The following is a 17,358-nucleotide window of genomic DNA, read 5'->3' on the forward strand; positions in this document are numbered from 1 at the left end:
CGTAACTGCACCGGCCCGGACGCCACCGGCACCCGCCTGACACCGAGGTCGCCGTCACCGTCGGTGGCCCGTGCCCGGCAGGTCATCACCGGTCCGCCACCGTGGGCGGGACCTGCCGGGGCGACGGGCTGGCGCACGGACGGGCTTCCTGGTCACGGTCCGGGGGTGGACATGGGGCCGGGCCAGGCGTTTGTGCCTGGCCCGGGGTGAAGCGTGGTGTCGGTCGGTTACTGGGTGGGGGTCTCCGGCGGCGTGGGGGTGTCGGTGGGAGAGCCGGTGTCCGACGAGGTCGCGGTCGGGGTCTCGGAGGGGAGGTCCGTCGGCGGCGCGCACGTCGGGAAGTCCGTCGGTGCGCCCGTGGGGACGTCCGTCGGTACGTCGGTCGGCACGTTTGTCGGGTTGTCGGTCGGGACGTCCGGCGTCGGGGTGGGGGTCGGGGTCGGGGTGTCGGTCGCCGGTGGGGCGGCCTGGGCCTGCGCCTCCGGCATCTCCGGGGTCTCCGAGACCGAGGTCGACGGCGTGGCGGTCGGCGGTTCGGGGGGCGGGAGGGTGTCCGTCGGCGGGGCAGGCTGACAGGTGAACGTCACCGTCTCGGTCGGCCCCGGCACGGTCACCGTCGGGCCGGGCACGGTCACGGTGGGACCGGGCTGGGTGACCGTGGCGGTCACCGTCGCCTGCTCGGTCACCGTGGACGTCACGGTCGCCGTCGCGCTCGGCGCGGCCGTGGCGGTCGGCGAGACCGTCACGGTGCGGGTCGGCCAGGGCAGCGGCTGGACCTTGACGGCCGGCTTGCCCCTCGCCTTGTACGTGCCCTTGCCCAGCTTCTTCGTGGTCGCCCCGGCCCCGGTGGTGACGGGGACCTGGGCGGTGGCGCTCTTGCAGGACTTGCTCCTGCACACCTTCTGCTTCACGGTGAAGCGGGCCGCACCCTCGTACTTGACGGATACATTCAAGTACGAGACGCCCTTCTTCTTGACCACCTTCGTCGTGGCGGTGTAATCCCCGACCGTGGGCGTCGCCGTGGGTGTCGCCGTCGGTGTTGCCGTCGGGGTCGCGGCGACGGGTAACGCCACCTGCGCGCCGGAGGGAGAATCGGTGGATCGTAGGGGATCGGTGGCTGATGTCTGGGTGATCGCGACTCCGCCGGCTCCGGCCAGTGCAACGGTGCCGAGCAGCGCGCCCAGGATGGAAAATCTCATAATCCTGCTCTTGTGGGAGATTTCAGGACGCAGATCATTATTCCGACTTGTCAAGATTGGTCAAGACTGAGACGCATGAACAGGCGCTATCGGTTCCGGCGGGTGGTGAACTATCTGAACCTCGCCACCCCGCTCGGCCTACTGATCTCGATCGTCGGCGGCGCGGCCCGCCAACCCGGCCCCGACGGGCTCATCCTCGCCTTCGGCTACCGCTACCGCTTCCCCGTCGCGGGCGCGTTCACGGTGGGGAACGTCGTCCTGACCAGGCACAACTGGCTGGACGACCGGCTCATCCGGCACGAAGGACGGCACGCCACCCAGTGGGCCTGCTGCGTCGGGCTGCCGATGCTCCCGCTCTACATGCTGGCCATGCTGATGTCGGTGGTCGTGTGCGGGCATCAGGCGTCGTACAACGTGTTCGAGCGGCTGGCCGACCTCGACGACGGTGGATACCCGCGTGCCCCCGTGTGGTGGCGGAGGGCGCGACGGCATAACGGCTGACCCAATCCCGCGTCCTCAAAGTTTCTCCTGGGGGAGGCCGGGTCTGAGCCGGCCCAGGGCGATCGCGACGATGGCGAGACCCGAGATCGCGCCGGCGGACGACACCGACGCCGTGGACGGCCCCACGACCGCGACCCCGGCCACGGCCAGGCCGGACACCAGCGCGGCCACTGCGACGTACGCCCAGGTGGCCAGGCGTACGGCCCTCAGCCGCGCGCCCTCGGACGGGAGCGTGCGGGACAGCAGCCAGGACAGGGCCGGCAGGAGGAGCACCCCGTGCATGAGCACGGCGTGGGCCGGTTTGAGCGCGGTGGCCACCGTGTAGGCGAGCTGCTGGTTGCCCGTCACCACCTCGACCACGCCACGGGCGATCATGATTCCGCCGAACACCATGGACGCCAGCAGCGTGGCGAAACCGGCCCGCACGGCCAGCCGGGTGCTCGGGGCGACCTCCGGAGCCGGGCGGAAGGCGGCGATCGTCATGGTGATCGCGATGACGATGAGCGTGACGCCGAACGCGGCCAGCGTGCGGGCGATGGCCGTGTCGAGGGGGGTCTCCATGTTGAAGTGGGACGGCACCCCGCGCCACGCCTGAAGGGTGATCAGGGCCACCTCGACCGTGGAGGCCACCGCGAACGCCCCGAGGACGAGGGGACGGGCGCGCAGCCGTAACCACTGGGACACCCAGGTCAGGGTCAGCACGCTCAACCCGAACGACACCCCGAACGTGAACGGCTTGCGCCACGACACGGCCCCCTCCCACGGACCGCCCGCCACGACGAGCACGCCCAGGTGTGCCAGGCCCACGAGCAGGAGGAAGACCCCGACGGAGTACCAGAGGCGATCGGAGTACCGGAGGCGAGTCATGCGGCCATGCTGACAGCGGCGGGTTCGCCTGCGCGTCGGACCACGGTCTGGCCTTCGACTACAACCACGGTCGTACATCGGACGCGCCGACCGGAACTCGCGCCCCCGGACGCACGAGCGGGGTGCCGACACTCAGGCGCGGCCCAGGGTTTCGGTCCCGCCGCCCGGAACTCGCGGTCGGGAGGCGCGGCTCGCGGAACTCGGGCGGGAAATGGGTGCCGGCCCCGGGGCGGGGGCCGGCGCGGTGGGTCAGGGGGTGAGGGTGAGGGTGTGGGTGGCGGCGTTCTTGACGGACTCGGGCTTGGAGTACATCGGGAGGAGGTCGCCTCGGGCCCAGGATTCGGCCTGGTCCCAGTAGTTGTCGTGGAAGGCGTGTCCCGAGGCGCCCGTCAGGTTGATCCAGCGGGACTTGTCCAGGTCCGACAGGTCCACGACCATGCGCATCGACGGCACCGCGGTGACCCCGTACCCCTTCTGCACGTTCCACCCGGTCGCGTTCACCGCGTCCTTGTTGCCCGGGACGGCGAACGGGCCGCGGTTGAACAGCGCCTCCACCGGCGCGAGGCCCGAGGTGCCGAGCGTGCCGTTGACCAGTTCGAGCTGGTGCAGATCGCCCCACTTCCAGGACTTGACGTCCGTGCCGAACAGCTCGGACAGCTCCTGGTACGCCGAGGCCATCGCCTGCCGCAGCATGTCGTCGCGGGTCTCGGTGAGGTTCTTGGTGGTCACGTCGTCCCAGAAGGGGTCCTCGGGGGCGGTGAGGAGGTTGGCGACGACGTCGTACCAGCGGTCGCCGCCGGCGGGCCACACCTGCTCGGGAAGGTCGTCGTCGAACGTGAGCATGAGCAGGTGCCGCCACACCGCGTTGTAGTAGGCGGCGGGCGCGGAGTCGAGCCCCTGGGAGTGGTCCCAGTTCCGGAGCAGCTCGCGGGCCTGGCGGGCGGACCCGGCCAGGTCCACCTGCAGCAGCGCGGGCACCAGCGTCTCGGCGAACTCGTTGGAGGTGTCCTGCTGGATGTCCGACATCGTCCCGGCGTCGATCTTGCCCTTCGCGATCGCGTTCTCGACGAGCTCGCGGATGCGCTGGGAGCGGTAGCCGTAGGACCAGTCCTTGGTCAGCAGCGGCTTGTAGCGGCGGGGGTCGATGACGGCGTTGTTGGCCGTGACGATGAACCCGTCGGCCGGGTCCTCCAGCGTGGGGAGCTGGTCGTAGGGGATGGGCTCGGCCTTCCAGTCGTACTCGCCCGTCCAGCCGGGCACCGGCCAGGTGCCGTCGCCCTTCTCCCGTACGGGGATGCGCCCGGGCGCCTGGTAGCCGATCTTGCCGCTGGTGTCGGCGTAGATCAGGTTCTGGGACGGCACCTCGAACAGCGCCGCCGCCGACCGGAACTCGGGCCAGTCGCCCGCCTTGTTGAGCGCGAAGATCGCGTCCACGGTCCTGCCAGGGGTGAGCGCGGTCCATTGGAGCGCCACGGCGTTCGCCTCGCCGCTGGGCCGGGCGTCCTCCATCACCTCGTTGATCAGCGGACCGTGCCGGGTGCTCTTCACGGTGATCGTGACGGGGTCGCCGCCCGCCACCTTGATCTGCTCCTGCCTGGTCTCCAGCTTGACCTGCTCGCCCTTGTACAGGTACGTGTCGCCGTCCACCTTCTCCAGGAAGAGGTCGGCCACGTCGGGACCGAGGTTCGTGAACCCCCACGAGATCTTGTCGTTGTGCCCGATGATCACGCCGGGCACGCCGGAGAAGGTGAACCCGGTGACGTCGTACGGGCACTTCGCGGACAGCGTCCTGCAGTGCAGCCCGGCCTGGTACCAGACGGACGGCATCTGCGGCGACAGGTGCGGGTCGTTGGCCAGCAGCGGCTTGCCGCCGGTGGTGTGCCGGCCGGAGACCACCCAGGAGTTGGACCCGATGCCCTCGCGCTCCTCGCTGCTCATCGTGCTCGGCACGGCGTCCAGCGTCGCGGCGGCCTGGGAGAGCGCGCGCACGCCGCCGGTCTGCGGCTCGGCCCGCTGGTCGTAGCGGCCCTGGGAGAGCGCGCCCTCGCCGACGATCGGGGCGTGCCGGTCGTACGGGTAGCCGGGGTAGAGCTGGTCGACGCGCTCCTTGGGCAGCTTGGTCAGCGCCAGGGCGCGGTCGATCTCGTCCTCCATGTTGGAACGCAGGTCCCAGGCCATGGCCTTGAGCCAGGCGACGGAGTCGACCGCGGTCCACTTCTCCGGCCGGTAGTCGCCGTTCTGCAGCTTGAGCACCGAGTATTCGAGGCTGCGGTCGGAGGCGTTGGGGTTGGCGTCCAGCCAGGCGTTCACGCCCTTGGCGTACGCGGCCAGGAAGTCCTGGGTCTGCCGGTCGAGGCCGGGCAGCTCCTGCTCGGCCACCCGGCGCCAGCCCATGGTCCGCAGCGCCTTGTCGTTGCCGAGCGTGGCCTTGCCGAACAGCTCGGAGAGGCGTCCGGCGGTGGTGTGGCGGCGGAAGTCCATCTCGAAGAACCGGTCCTGGGCGTGGACGAAACCCTGCGCCATGAACAGGTCCGCCGAAGTGTCGGCGTAGATGTGCGGAATCCCCGATTTATCGCGATAAATCTCTACTTTGCCGGTTAGGCCGGGCAACCGCAGCGTCCCGTCCAGCTGTGGGAATGATTTCCGTACGGTGTACACCAGGACCCCGGCCAGCACGATCGCCAGCGCGAGAAGCACGGTCAACACCCGGGCGAACCACCGCAAAGGCCACGGCATCCACGCAAAGGGTCTCACCGATACCTCCATCTTGCCGAACTGGAACAAGTCTGGCAGTACCGGCTCACTGCTCCGGCCGTTTCAGGTGGTCGGAGCGCCTTGGGCGGAGTTGCTCCCGATCAGAGGGCCCAGCTCTGCCCCTCGGGCGTGTCGGTGACGCGGACCCCCAGCTCGGCCAGCTCGTCCCGCAGCAGGTCGGCCGCCGCCCAGTCGTTCGCCTCCAGCGCGCGGTCGCGCCGCTCCAGCAGCTCACCGGCCCCGGCGGGCAGCCCCCGGGGCTTGCCGATCTCCGTGGACAGGTCGAGCGCCAGCACCTGGTCCAGGTGCAGGAACGTCTCGAACTTCGACCCGGGCGCCACCGACTCGTCCCGCTCCAGCTCCCGCAGGATCCGCAGCGCCGCCGGGGTGTCCAGGTCGTCGTCGAAGGCGGACTCGACGCGCTCGGCGTACGAGGAGGCCATGGGCGCGCTGGGCGACTCCGACCACTCGGCCACCCGCGCCCGCCACCGCCGGACCGTGCGGTCGGCGGCCCGCAGGACGTCCCAGGTGAGGTCGAGCCGCTGCCGGTAGTGGTGCTCCAGGAACGCCAGGCGCGCCGCCAGCGGGTCGAGCCCGGCCGCCACCACGTCCGGCAGCAGCACCACGTTCCCCGTGGACCCGGCCGGCTCGCGCCCGTCGAACAGCAGGCTCCCGCCGTGCACCCAATGGCGCACCACCTCGTGGCCGGTCGCCGCGTCCGACTGGGCGCGTACGTCCTCGTGGTGCGGGAAGCGCAGGCCGGCGTCGCCGAGGTGGAGGTCGATCCGTTCGCCGAGGTGGCGCAGCGACATGGCCGAGCACTCCACGTGCGGGCCGGGCAGGCCACGCCCCCAGGGTGCGTCCCGGCCCTGGTCGTCGTCTGCGGGTAGCCACAGGGCCCAGCCGGACGGCTCGCCGGGCTTGACGTCGTCCAGACGCTTGCCGGAGATCTCCCCGTACGTCGGGAACGTCCGTACGTCGAAGTTCACCGAGCCGTCCGGCGCCGCGTACGCGTGCCCCCGCTCGACGAGCCTGACGATCAGCTCGATCATCGCGTCGACGGTCTCGCTGGAACGCGGGCTGTGCTCCGGCGGCCGGAGGTTGAGCGCGGCGGTGTCGCTCCTGAAGTCGTCCTCGTGGCGGCGGACCAGGTCGGGCCCAGGACCTTCCCCGGCGAGCGGCCAGAGGTCGGTGACGTTGCGGCACGCCACGACCCGCGTACGCCGCCGCTCCAGCACCCTCCTGACCAGGTCGGACAGCACGTACGTGCGCAGGTCGCCCAGATGGGCGCGGCGGCCGGGCGCCGGCCCGCACGTGTACATGCGCACCGCCCGCCCGCCCGCGAGCTCCTCGACCTGCCTGGCCCGGGTGTCGTGGATCCGCAACATCACCCGAGCCTAGCCCTCACCCGCCGAGGAAGCCGAGGATGTCCCTGTCCCCGCGCTCGCGGAGCCTGGCCAGCACCTCCTCGCGGGTGGCCGTGTCGGGCATGCCGATGCGGGCCCCGATCAGCCGCAGGCCCTCCATCTCCGAGTGCACCGGAGCGGTGTAGCCGATGAGGTAGAGCGCCCGGTTCAGCGGCGGCATCGCCACGGCGGCCGCGGGCAGGTAGCGGGTCAGCAGCTCGCCGCCGTCGGAGACGGTCAGGAACACGTGGTCGCCCTCGCTCGCCTTGAAGTCGGCCAGCACGTTGCGGATCGACCCCATGGTCGGCTGGTTGTGCCAGCTGATCACCACGTCGCCCGACGGCGTCGAGGCGGTCAGCGAACCGCCGGGAGCCATGCCCAGGTAGGCGGCGAACCCCGTCGGCAGGGGCGAGCCCGAACCGCGCAGGTGCTCGGCGTTGACGTCCACGCGGTGCCACCAGCGGCCGTCGCGGGAGCGGAAGCTGCGCCGCGTCTCGGAGACGTCCTTGCGCGGCTGGTACGGCTCCGACTCCCCGGTGGGCGACGTGCCGGCCACCCTGATCCAGCCCCGCTGCGTGCGCTCGAACCCCGGGCCGCCCGAGTAGGCGCGCACCGAGCTCTCGCTCACGTCGTAGCGGGAGGTCAGGTTCGTCACGATCGTGCTCACCGAGGCCTCGCCGCCGGCCCGCTCGATCTCCCTGGCGATCATCTCCCTGATGCCCAGGTACTCGTCGCCGCCCCACCTGGTCAGCCCGTACTTGTTCCGGTCCACCCGGCGGAAGCGCTCGTCGGCGGTGAGCTGGTTGCGGATGCCGACCAGGCTGTAGTCCTCGCCGATGCGTTCCTGGATCTCCTCGGGCGCCAGCGGCGTGCCCGCCACCGCCAGCACCGCCTCGGCCTTCTCGTTGATGCTGCGCGGCCAGGGCACCACGTGCCGGCCCAGCACGCGAAGCTGCGGCACGGCCAGGATCCACCGCTCGGCGACGTCTTCACGGACGCCGAGCTGGGCCACCATGGACACCGCCTCGCCGAGCGGACGCGGCCCGTCGGCGAAGAGCTGCCGCGTCTTCTCCCGCAGTTCGTCGGCCCCGCCGGAGACCAGCCATCCGTCGGCCTGCTCGTAGCCGGTCAGCAGCGTACGGACGAACCGCCACGCGGGGATGCCCAGCGTGCGCAGGTCGCCGCGGTGCCACGGGACGGCGGCCGCGAGGTCGTCGGCCGGGACCGCGGACCCCAGCCTGCCCCTCAGCCACGCCACGTGCGCCACCAGCGCCGCCGCCTCCGGCGAGCCCAGCCACGCCTCCACGTGGTCGCGCAGGTCACGCTCGATCTGCCTGATCCGCTCGCGCGTGACCGAGAAGCGCTGCGCCAGCTCGTCGAGCGTGGCGCGCTGCGCCGCGTAGAGCCGGTCGCGGGCGATGGCGCGCTGCCGCTCGTCGAGGGCCGCGAACACCGCGTCGATCAGCTCGGGCAGGGGCTTGTCGGGCCCGGACGGGGCGGGCACGGCGGCGGGCGCGGGTTCGAGCAGCCGCTCGAACACACCGCTGAACAGCTTCTGCACCACGTCCTTGCCCAGCGACTCCGGCGTGCGCTCGGCCTCGGCGGGGTCGCTGAAACGCAGCAGCGGCAGGATGTCGCCGAGCAGCAGGTGCCCCCAGCAGGCCACGGCCAGATCGGCCAGGTGACCCGCCACGGTCTGCGTCCCGACGATCGCGCACGCGCGGTCGAGGGGGATCGCCTGCCACCAGGCCTCGGGCAGCTGGGGCTCCTCCACGATCGGCGCGATCTGACCAGGGGAGGTCCAGCGCAGGGGTGGCGCGAGGTCGCTCAGGCTGAGGTTCATTGAGGTCCAACCGGCAAAGGGAAGATATCCGCAGTTCAGACTATGTGATCAGGGGGACAGAAATGGGCTCCCCCTTCCGGAATGCGAGATATAGAGCATCGTTCGGGCCCGTGTGCAGGCGACGAACAGTATGCTCCGCTCGCGTTGCAGCGCTCGGGCCCGCGCGGCGGGCTCCTCGGGCAGCGACCCGGGCACCACGCCCTCCGCCACGCCGACGAGTGCCACCCGGTCGAACTCCAGCCCCTTGAGATGCTGGAAGGTCGCCACGCGCACGTCCAGCCCGTCCAGGGCCTCGCGGGCGGCGCGGGCCAGCGTGGGGGTGCGCGCGCCGACGGCGATCTCGCCCTCCGGCACGCCGTCCGCCAGCCAGCCGCCGACCGTGGTGCGCAGCCCGGCCAGTTCGGACTCGGGCGTGTCGTAGGACCGGATCACCGGCCGCCGGCCGTTGTGCGTGGCGCGGTAGCCGTACAGCTCGGCCACGCCCTTGACCAGGCCGTTCGCCGGGCCGCCGCCGCGCAGCCGGACCACGTAGGACAGGATCTCCTGCGGCAGCCGGTAGGAGATGCGCAGGTCGTGCTGGACGGCCGGGATGCCCACCGCGCCGAGCGCCACCCGCGTGTCGGTCACCCGCTGGTGCGGGTCGCCCACCACGAAGAGGTCGTCGTGCGCGTGCGGCGCCGCCGCCCGCAGCAGCCGCCACTGCGCCGGGCTGATGTCCTGCGCCTCGTCCACCACGATGTGCCGGTACGGCTTGCGCCCCGGTTCCACGTCGTCCAGCAGGTCGCCGGTCGTGATCGACAGCAGCCTGATCGCCTCGTCGGTGAGCTGGGCCAGCGACCGGGCCCCCGGGCCGACCAGGGGAGGACGGCGTCCCTCCGCGTCGGTGACGATCCGCATGGCCAGGCGCTCGGCGTTGTCCACCTCGACGCGCTTGCGCACGCTCTCGTCGTCGATCAGCACGTCCAGCCGGCCGGACAGCTCCTCGGCCAGCCCCTGCGAGAACGTCACCAGCAGCACCGGCCCGCTGCCGCGCGCCGCCAGATAGGCCGCCCGGTGCAGGGCGATGATCGTCTTGCCGGTGCCCGCGCCGCCCACGACCAGCACCGGCTGCTCGTACCGTCCGGTCCTGGCCAGCCGGTGCTGCGTCGGATGCAGGAACGTGCACCAGTCCGGTGCCCCGAGCACCCGGTCGAGCTCCACCTTGTCGCCCGCGAACACCGCGCGGTCCGGGCTGCGCAGCAGCGCCGCGTGCAGGTCGTCGGGGTCGATCGCGCCGGGCTCCTCGTCCCGGGCGCGCCAGTTGTCCAGCTCCCGCCACGCCTCCGACAGCGTGCCGCCCCGGGCCAGCACGGCCAGCGGCGCGTGCTGCGTGGGCGGCAGCAGCGGTTCGAGCGCGGCCACGTCGGCCTCGGTGGAGATCAGCCTGACCAGGGGCAGCGCGTGCACGTCGATGCCGAGCGCGAGCAGGTCGCCGTCGCATATCTGCTCGAACAGCCGCGACGGGCGGGCCGACCTGCGTAAGGCGGGCTCGACCCGTTCCAGGGTCTCGGCGTCCCACTCCTCGACGACGCCGATCACCGGGTTGACGCCGTACCGGTGCCGCTGGGCGTACGACCAGGCCTCGGGGTCGGGACGTACGGACAGCAGCCAGTAGACGTCACGCTGCCGGACCACCACGCCGCGATGCCCGTCGGCCAGGCGCAGCGTCGCGACCTTCGCGTCCCGGCAGCCCCGCACCCGCTCGGGATGCGGGGCTCCGGACACGTTCAGCAGGAAACGGCGCAGCGCGACCACGGCGTCCCTGCGCACCGGCTGAGCCAGTGCGCCGAGCTCCCCTGGGAAGTCAGGGCCGATCGCGAGCCGCGGCACGGGCGGTCAGTCCAAGAGGGCGAGCAGGTCGCGGTCGCCGCGTTCGCGGAGCCTGGTGAGCAGGTCCGGCAGCCCGACGGGGCCGGTCAGGCCGATCCTCGTCGCGATCACCCTGGCCGCCTGGTCCCGGGTGCCGCCCGGCGCCGTGTAGCCGACCAGGCGCAGCGCCTTGGTGATGTTCTCGGCGTTCTGGGCGGCGACCGGCAGGTGACGGGCCCGCAGCACGCCCTCGTCCGACAGCGTGAGGAACAGGTGCCCGCCCTCCTTGGCGCCGACGTCCACGAGCAGGCGCTCGATGGACTCCAGCACCGGCCTGCCGTGCCAGGTCATGGTCAGCTCGCCTGCCGCGCTCCTGACCGCCCTGCTCTCGCCGGGGGACAGGCCCAGGTAGGCCGCGAAGCCCGTCGGGAGGGCACACTCGCCGCCGGCGAGCTGCTCGGCGGTCACGTCGATCCGCAGCCACCAGCGTCCGTCCGGCTGGCGGAAGCAGCGCCTGGTCTGGGAGACGTCCTTGAGCGGCTGGTACGGCTTGTTCTGCTCCCCGCCGTTGGCCTCCACGGGCGGCGGCGGGGCCGGCGTGAACGCCTGGAACTGCGGCGGGCCGGGCGGGGGCGGAGGCGGCGGCAGGGGAGGTGGCGGCTGCATCGAGCCGAACGCCGAGTGCGGCTGCTGGAACTCCGCCGGCGGGCGGGGCTGGGCGGTCTGCGCGGGCAGCGTCGCCAGCACGAACTGCCAGGCCGGGACCTCCAGCGCGCGGATCTCCCTGGCGTGCCAGTCGGCCGCGCCGATCAGCTGCTCCTTGGGGGCGGCCGGGCCCAGCGTCCTGCGCAGCTCGTCCAGGTGAGCCCGGTACGGCGCGGCCTCCTCGCTGGCCAGCCAGTGGTCGAGGCGGACGCGCAGTTCCTGCTCGGTGGCGGAGATGTCGGCCGGGGGGACGGCGAACAGCTTGGCGAGCTGGTCGACCGCCGAGGGCTCGTCGGTGAAGACCCGGTTCTGCGCCACGGCCCAGCTCTTGTCGTCGAGCCCGGCGAACGCGGCCTCGATCAGCTCAGGCAGCTCCTGCCCATCCGACCCATCGGCCTCACCCTGGGAGTCCGCCACGGCGTCCTCGCCGTGAGCCTCAGGCTCCGCGACCTCGGCGGGCTCCTCTTCCACCAGGGCTTCAGGGACCTCCAGGTGGTCGGCGGGCGCTGCGGCCTGGGCCGGCTCCTCCTCCACCAGGGCTTCAGGGACCTCCGGGTGGTCGGCGGGGACCTCGGGCTCCGCGGCCTCGGCGGGCCCCTCCTCCACCGAAGCCTCAGGGACCTCCAGGTGGTCGGCGGGCGCCGCGGCCTGGGCCGGCTCCTCTCCCACCGAAGCCTCAAGGACCTCAGGGTGGTCGGCGGGCTCGGGCCGTTCGTCGTGATCGTCCGGCGCGGTCGCCTCCACCGGCTCAGGCGCGGACTCCGGCTCGCCACCGACGCCCTCGGCCTCCAGCGCCGCCTCCAGCGCGGACGCCTCCTCGGCGGCGGCCTCGGGCGCGGGCTCATCGGCGGCGTCGAGCACGGGCTCTGGTTCGGGCCGAAGCCCCTCCTCGACGACCGGCTCGGAGTCGGCGTCGAGCACCGGCTCACCGTCGCGCCCCGCACCCTCGTCAGCGGCCCCCTCGTCAGCCAGGCCCGCGGCAGCCACGCCCTCCTCGGGCGCGTCCTCGCCGAACGGGCCCTCATGAAGCGCGGCCTCGGCAATCGCAGGCTCCGGGGCGGGGTGCTCGGCGCCGTGCGGCGCGGGCGTCCGGGGAAGGTCCGCCTCCGCGGAGGCCGGAGCCACCAGCCCCGCCGGTACGTGCGCCTCCACCTGTCGCCCACCCGCGTACGGATGCGCGAGCCGTACGAGCACCGCCCCGAACAGCGTGTTGAGCACCGGCCGAGCCTGGATGAACGGCTGGTCCACCAGCTCCCGCCCGGTCAGCGAGAGCAGCCCCACCCACGACCCGGCGCGGTCGAGCGCGATGGCGACGGCGGGTTCGTCGGCCTCGTCCGGGTCCAGGACGTGCAGAGCCGGCAGGACGTCACCGACGGCGGCGGCCGGCCAGTGCTCCAGCGCGATCTCCGTCAGCAGCTCGCCCAGCGACTCCGGGCCGATGGCCGTGAGCACCAGCGGCATGGGCAGGCTTCGCCACCACGCGTCCGGCAGATCCGGTTGCCCGGTCAGTAGCGTGATCGTCGACGCGTCGCTCCACCTCAAAGGTGGAACGAGGTCGCTCAGGCAGAAGTTCATCCCGTTCCGTTCACCAGCCCCTCACGCCGCCGGAGCGGCGCAGCCAACATCTCGCCGCCCACGGAACAGACCATAGTCCGGCAAAACAGCCCTACGCATCATGCACTACGCATCAGCGCCGAACAGCGGCAAAGCGTAGACGCACGTAGTCGGCCATCCAGCCCGTCTCCCTGCGCAGCGCGGGCGCGGCCAGCTCGTTGACCCGCCCCAGCAGGGGCTCCACGATCTCCGGCGGCAGCCCTTCGAGCACGGACGAGGCGAACATGCGCACCCAGTCGGCGGCCCCGCCGGGGCACTCGTCGAGCGGGGTCGGCCGGTCGAAGTACTCCAGCAGCCGGACCACGAAGCCCTCCTGCTCCAGCCGTCGCGCGTACTCGGCGGGCGTGGGGAAATACCAGGGCAAATCGGGCTCGCGTAGGCCGTACTCGCGCCAGGCGGTCAGCATCGCGGCGGTCAGCTCCGCGCAGTTGCCCGCGCCGCCCATCTCCGCGACGAACCGGCCGCCCGGCTTCAGCGCCTCGCGGACGTTGGCGATCACGGTGGCGGGGTCGCGGCTCATCCAGTGGAGCGCCGCGTTGGAGAAGACGGCGTCGTACGGGTCGACCACGGTGAAGTCGTGGCCGTCGCCGATGATGAAGTCGATCCCCGGGTACTGGGCCAGCGCCTTCTCGATCATCGCGGCGGAACCGTCGATGCCCAGGACGTCCGCGCCCCTGAAGGCGATCTGCGCGGTCAGCACCCCGGTGCCGCACCCGAGGTCGAGCACGCGCTCCCCGGGCTGCGGGTCGAGCAGGTCGACCAGCGGCGCGCCCTGGGTGGAGACGTACCCGAAGCTGCTGTCGTAGGCGCGACTGTTCCACCGCTCCAAGCTCGGTGCGTCGTATCGCAAGACGATCAGCTCACATTCGTCAGACATCGGGCCCCCGTGGCCGTGCTGTCCGTTCACTTTAGAGCCTGATCGCCTCTACGACATATCAAGTCACAACGGACTCATCCCACGCTCTTGCTCCATTCCCGCTTGAGGTACGCCTTTGCCGCGTCCGTCTGCGGGATCGTCATGAGCACGGGAGGCCCGGCGGCCTTGGGCAGCCGGGCGGCCTGCTCGGCGTCGAGCTTGCCCTTCATGAGCATGGCCTCGCCGCGCGCCGGACGGGCGTAGCCCTTCTGGAGCAGGTTCTGGCCCTCGTCGGAGAACAGGAACTCCTGCCACAGCCGCGCGGCGGCCGGATGCGGAGCGGTCTTGCTGATCGCCTGGACGTGGTACCCGCCGAACGGCGCGTCCCGCGGGATCGTCACCTCCCAGGAGTCGGCGTGGTCGGCGCTGCGGGTCGCGTTGAGGTGGTCCCAGTCGATGATCACGTTCGCCTTGGCCGGTTCGACGAGCTGCCCGGCCTGCTTGAGCTTGGCGAACAGGTCCACCCCCTGCCGGGCGTCCGGCGCGGACCCGGCCTTCATGGACGCGGCCATCACGCCGCCGAACGCCGCCGCCGAACGCAGCGGGTCGCCGTCGAGCGCGACGCGGTAGCCGGGCTTGAGCAGGTCGGCGAAGGAGGCCGGGGCCTTGACCTCGCGCGGGTCGTAGCCGATGGACATGTAGCTGCCGTAGGCGCCGTACCAGGCGCCCTTGGGGTCCTTGACGTGGTCGGGCAGGTCCTGCCAGCCCGTCACCTTGTACGGGGCGAACTGGTCGGCCCCGTAGACGGCCATGTCCAGGGTGAGATCGAACACGTCCGGCTTGAGCTGGGCGGCGGCGTCGAGCTCACGCTTGCTGCTCGCGCCCGGTTCCAGCTCGTTGACCTTGATGCCGTACTTGTCGGAGAAGGTGTCGAGGATCTCGCCGTAGTTCACCCAGTCGTGCGGCAGGGCGATCACGGTGAGCTGGCCCTCGTGCTTGGCGGCCTCGGCCAGGCGTTCCATCGTGCCGAAGCCCTGCTTCAGCGAGACGGCCCGGACGTTGAGCGGCGGCAGGTCCTTGGCCCCCGCGGACGTGGACTGGGACGTTGACGCGCCGCATCCGGCGCTGGCGAGAATGGCTGCTACGGCGGCGCAGATACGAACGGTCACACAATGAATACTTACCGTTACTTCGCCTGAGGTCGAGGAGGCGCGACCGGAACGACCTTGGCCGCGACCAGCGATTCCTCGTCGATGTCCACCAAAGTGCCGTCCCGCTTGCGAACGCGCAACACGCCGCCGGTCCACGATTCGAGTACGCCCACAGCGTCCCGGAAGCCTCCGGGAACCCGTCTGCGCGTGGTGATCCGTGCGCCTATGTCCTGAGTTGTGATCGCGACGACGAGGCGTGCGGCCATGAGTTTGCCACCCTCCGTTTCGGCCAGCTGGCAAGCACGGCAATACTAGGGCGTAGCAAACCGCGGTCAGAGTCGGTGCCATGGTGCGGAGAAAAAGGAGCTCGAGGTGACCTACGTCATCGCGCAGCCTTGCGTGGACGTCCTGGACAAGGCGTGCATCGAGGAGTGCCCCGTCGATTGCATCTACGAGGGCGAGCGCATGCTTTACATCCACCCCGACGAGTGCGTGGACTGCGGCGCGTGCGAGCCTGTGTGCCCCGTCGAGGCCATCTTCTACGAGGACGACCTTCCCGAGCAGTGGAAGGACTTCTACAAGGCGAACGTGGACTTCTTCGAGGACCTCGGCTCGCCCGGAGGCGCCTCGAAGGTCGGCAAGATCGAGAAGGACCACCCGGTGGTGGCCGCGCTGCCGCCGCAGGGCGAGGACCACTAGCGAGTCGCGTGCGCCGGGGCCGTCCACATCGGGCGGGCCCCGTGCGCCCGCGTGCGCGACAGGCGTGTACGGCCACGAGCGACCCTGGAGAACCGTGAACAAGCTGCCCGACTTCCCCTGGGACCGGCTCGAACCGTACAAGGAACGCGCCCTCGCGCACTCCGACGGCATCGTCGACCTCTCGGTCGGCACGCCCGTCGACCCGGTGCCCGAGGCCGTCCAGCAGGCTCTGCGCGAGTCGGCGAACAGCCCCGGCTACCCGCTGACCCACGGCACGCCGGCCCTGCGCGAGGCCGCCGCGGGCTGGCTGCGTCGCCGCCACGGCGTCACCGTCGACCAGCAGGACGTGCTCCCGCTGATCGGCTCCAAGGAGTTCGTCGCCTGGCTGCCCACCTATCTGGGCGCCCGGCGGGTGGTCTTCCCCGAGCTGGCCTACCCCACCTACGACGTGGGCGCCCGGCTCGCCGGCGCGACCGCCACCGCCTCCGACAGCACCCTGTCGGTCGGCCCCGAACACGTCGACCTGCTGTGGATCAACTCCCCGGGCAACCCGACCGGGCGCGTGCTGCCCGCCGAGCACCTGCGCAAGGTGGTCTCCTGGGCGCGCGAGCGCGGCACGGTCGTGGCCTCCGACGAGTGCTACATCGAGCTCGGCTGGGAAGAGCGGCCGGTCTCCATCCTCCATCCCGACGTCTGCGGGGGCTCCCACGAGGGGCTGCTCGCCGTCCACTCGCTCTCCAAGCGCTCCAACCTGGCCGGCTACCGGGCGGGGTTCGTGACGGGCGACCCCGTCCTGGTCAAGCGGCTGCTGGAGACCCGCAAGCACGCCGGCATGCTCATGCCGAAGCCCGTCCAGGACGCGATGACGGTCGCGCTCGGCGACGACGCGCACGCCGAACGCCAGCGCGAGCTGTACGCGGCCCGGCGCGCCGCGTTGCGTCCCGCGCTGGAGCGGGCGGGGTGGACGATCGACCATTCGACCGCCGGTCTGTACCTATGGGCGTCGAATGGGCAGAACGCCTGGGATCAAGTGAGTAAGCTTTCCGAAATCGGGATTTTGGTCGCGCCGGGAGACTTCTACGGATCGGCTGGTGAACGGCACATCCGCGTCGCGGTCACCGCGACCGACGAACGCATCAGTGCGGCCGTGCGCCGCCTCCAGTAGGATCGCCCGTCGTAGCGCACGGACAAATTGAAAAAGGCGTCTGCCGAGACAGACCGCGAGTGGAGCGAGCTATTCGATGAGCATGACCTCCATGGTCGTACTCGGGCTGAGCATCGCCACCGTCCTGTTGCTGCTGGGGGCGTTCCTGGCCACCATGCGGCAGGACAGGAGGGGCCGGGCGAGCGCGCCGCCGCCGGTCGAGGTCGCCCCGGTCGAGACCCCGCTGCCGGCGCCGGTCGAGGCCCCCGGGCATGCCGGCACCGACTACGCCGACCCTCGCACCATTCAGGTCGCCGACCGGATCGAGGTGCACGGCACCCCCTACCGCGTGCTCGGCGCGATGTACGTCTCCTGGCAGGGCCACCAGTGGATCGAGTACCTGCTGCGCGACGTCGCCCGCCGCCGCCTGTGGCTCTCGGTCGAGGTGCGCGAGGGCAAGACCGCGGGCGAGGCGTCCCACCTTGAGGTGCTGCTCTGGACCGAGGTGCCCACGCAGGGCATGGTCCCGGCGAAGAGCATGCTGATCATGGAGGGCGTCGAGTTCTTCCCGGTGCAGCGCGGCACCGCGGCCTTCAGGGGCGAGGGCGAGACCGGCAACCCCGAACGCGGCCTGCTCGACTTCGCCGACTACCACGCCTCCGACGGCCGCCTGCTCTCCTTCGAGCGCATCCAGGGCCACCCCTGGAGCGCCAGCTACGCCCAGCCCCTGCCGCCGGGCTCGATCACCATCGTCACCCGCGCCACCTGACG

The 17,358-nt window shown here is 71.6% G+C and carries 14 protein-coding genes; 4 read left to right on the forward strand and 10 right to left on the reverse strand.

Annotation, left to right across the window (positions count from 1 at the left end; genetic code table 11):
• Nucleotides 1-227: 227 nt before the first annotated feature.
• Entirely contained in the window at nucleotides 228-1,199 is a 972-nt protein-coding gene (locus AB0J97_RS39210; RefSeq protein ID WP_364098682.1) for a hypothetical protein, read from the reverse strand.
• Between the two features lie 75 nt (nucleotides 1,200-1,274).
• Between AB0J97_RS39210 and AB0J97_RS39215 the strand changes: the two genes are divergently transcribed.
• Complete coding sequence (locus tag AB0J97_RS39215; protein WP_364098684.1) at nucleotides 1,275-1,700, forward strand: hypothetical protein; 426 nt, start codon at nucleotides 1,275-1,277, stop codon at nucleotides 1,698-1,700.
• 15 nt (nucleotides 1,701-1,715) lie between these two features.
• On the opposite strand, the gene AB0J97_RS39220 is transcribed toward AB0J97_RS39215, so the two are convergent.
• The 9 genes from AB0J97_RS39220 to AB0J97_RS39260 form a co-directional block, all read right to left on the reverse strand.
• Nucleotides 1,716-2,567 carry a hypothetical protein gene (locus AB0J97_RS39220; RefSeq protein WP_364098687.1) on the reverse strand — a complete coding sequence of 284 codons (852 nt, stop codon included), beginning with the start codon at nucleotides 2,565-2,567 and terminating at the stop codon, nucleotides 1,716-1,718.
• A 249-nt stretch (nucleotides 2,568-2,816) separates the two neighbouring features.
• Nucleotides 2,817-5,303 (reverse strand): penicillin acylase family protein, encoded by a 2,487-nt coding sequence (locus AB0J97_RS39225; protein ID WP_364098690.1) that lies wholly within the window; start codon nucleotides 5,301-5,303, stop codon nucleotides 2,817-2,819.
• A gap of 119 nt (nucleotides 5,304-5,422) precedes the next feature.
• Nucleotides 5,423-6,709, reverse strand: coding sequence for a cysteine--tRNA ligase (locus tag AB0J97_RS39230; protein WP_364098693.1), 1,287 nt, complete (start codon nucleotides 6,707-6,709; stop codon nucleotides 5,423-5,425).
• Nucleotides 6,710-6,725: 16 nt separating this feature from the next.
• Entirely contained in the window at nucleotides 6,726-8,570 is a 1,845-nt protein-coding gene (locus AB0J97_RS39235; protein WP_364098696.1) for a sigma factor-like helix-turn-helix DNA-binding protein, read from the reverse strand.
• A 48-nt stretch (nucleotides 8,571-8,618) separates the two neighbouring features.
• Nucleotides 8,619-10,439 carry a UvrD-helicase domain-containing protein gene (locus AB0J97_RS39240; protein WP_364098699.1) on the reverse strand — a complete coding sequence of 607 codons (1,821 nt, stop codon included), beginning with the start codon at nucleotides 10,437-10,439 and terminating at the stop codon, nucleotides 8,619-8,621.
• Nucleotides 10,440-10,445: 6 nt separating this feature from the next.
• A complete protein-coding gene (locus AB0J97_RS39245) occupies nucleotides 10,446-12,584 on the reverse strand; it encodes a hypothetical protein (protein ID WP_364098702.1) in 2,139 nt (712 codons plus the stop codon).
• A 226-nt stretch (nucleotides 12,585-12,810) separates the two neighbouring features.
• Nucleotides 12,811-13,587 carry a methyltransferase domain-containing protein gene (locus AB0J97_RS39250; RefSeq protein ID WP_357704243.1) on the reverse strand — a complete coding sequence of 259 codons (777 nt, stop codon included), beginning with the start codon at nucleotides 13,585-13,587 and terminating at the stop codon, nucleotides 12,811-12,813.
• Nucleotides 13,588-13,688: 101 nt separating this feature from the next.
• Nucleotides 13,689-14,762 (reverse strand): extracellular solute-binding protein, encoded by a 1,074-nt coding sequence (locus AB0J97_RS39255; protein ID WP_357704245.1) that lies wholly within the window; start codon nucleotides 14,760-14,762, stop codon nucleotides 13,689-13,691.
• Between the two features lie 17 nt (nucleotides 14,763-14,779).
• On the reverse strand, nucleotides 14,780-15,010 hold the full coding sequence (locus AB0J97_RS39260) for a hypothetical protein (RefSeq protein WP_364098706.1): 231 nt from the start codon (nucleotides 15,008-15,010) through the stop codon (nucleotides 14,780-14,782).
• Between the two features lie 106 nt (nucleotides 15,011-15,116).
• On the opposite strand from AB0J97_RS39260, the gene fdxA reads away from it, so the two are divergent.
• The 3 genes from fdxA (at nucleotide 15,117) to AB0J97_RS39275 (ending at nucleotide 17,356) form a co-directional block, all read left to right on the forward strand.
• On the forward strand, nucleotides 15,117-15,443 hold the full coding sequence (gene fdxA, locus AB0J97_RS39265) for a ferredoxin (RefSeq protein ID WP_106240826.1): 327 nt from the start codon (nucleotides 15,117-15,119) through the stop codon (nucleotides 15,441-15,443).
• 94 nt (nucleotides 15,444-15,537) lie between these two features.
• Nucleotides 15,538-16,608, forward strand: coding sequence for a succinyldiaminopimelate transaminase (gene dapC / locus AB0J97_RS39270; RefSeq protein WP_357704249.1), 1,071 nt, complete (start codon nucleotides 15,538-15,540; stop codon nucleotides 16,606-16,608).
• Between the two features lie 76 nt (nucleotides 16,609-16,684).
• Entirely contained in the window at nucleotides 16,685-17,356 is a 672-nt protein-coding gene (locus AB0J97_RS39275; protein WP_357704251.1) for a DUF4178 domain-containing protein, read from the forward strand.
• The last annotated feature ends 2 nt before the right edge of the window (nucleotides 17,357-17,358 follow it).

The sequence above is a fragment of the Nonomuraea sp. NPDC049607 genome (assembly GCF_040675375.1).
GTDB lineage: Bacteria > Actinomycetota > Actinomycetes > Streptosporangiales > Streptosporangiaceae > Nonomuraea.

Coding starts and splice junctions, on each gene's coding strand:
- AB0J97_RS39210 (WP_364098682.1), bottom strand. CDS start 1,199: ATGAGATTTTCCATCCTGGGCGCGCTGCTCGGCACCGTTGCACTGGCC.
- AB0J97_RS39215 (WP_364098684.1), top strand. CDS start 1,275: ATGAACAGGCGCTATCGGTTCCGGCGGGTGGTGAACTATCTGAACCTC.
- AB0J97_RS39220 (WP_364098687.1), bottom strand. CDS start 2,567: ATGACTCGCCTCCGGTACTCCGATCGCCTCTGGTACTCCGTCGGGGTC.
- AB0J97_RS39225 (WP_364098690.1), bottom strand. CDS start 5,303: ATGCCGTGGCCTTTGCGGTGGTTCGCCCGGGTGTTGACCGTGCTTCTC.
- AB0J97_RS39230 (WP_364098693.1), bottom strand. CDS start 6,709: ATGTTGCGGATCCACGACACCCGGGCCAGGCAGGTCGAGGAGCTCGCG.
- AB0J97_RS39235 (WP_364098696.1), bottom strand. CDS start 8,570: ATGAACCTCAGCCTGAGCGACCTCGCGCCACCCCTGCGCTGGACCTCC.
- AB0J97_RS39245 (WP_364098702.1), bottom strand. CDS start 12,584: ATGCCGCTGGTGCTCACGGCCATCGGCCCGGAGTCGCTGGGCGAGCTG.
- AB0J97_RS39260 (WP_364098706.1), bottom strand. CDS start 15,010: ATGGCCGCACGCCTCGTCGTCGCGATCACAACTCAGGACATAGGCGCA.
- AB0J97_RS39275 (WP_357704251.1), top strand. CDS start 16,685: ATGAGCATGACCTCCATGGTCGTACTCGGGCTGAGCATCGCCACCGTC.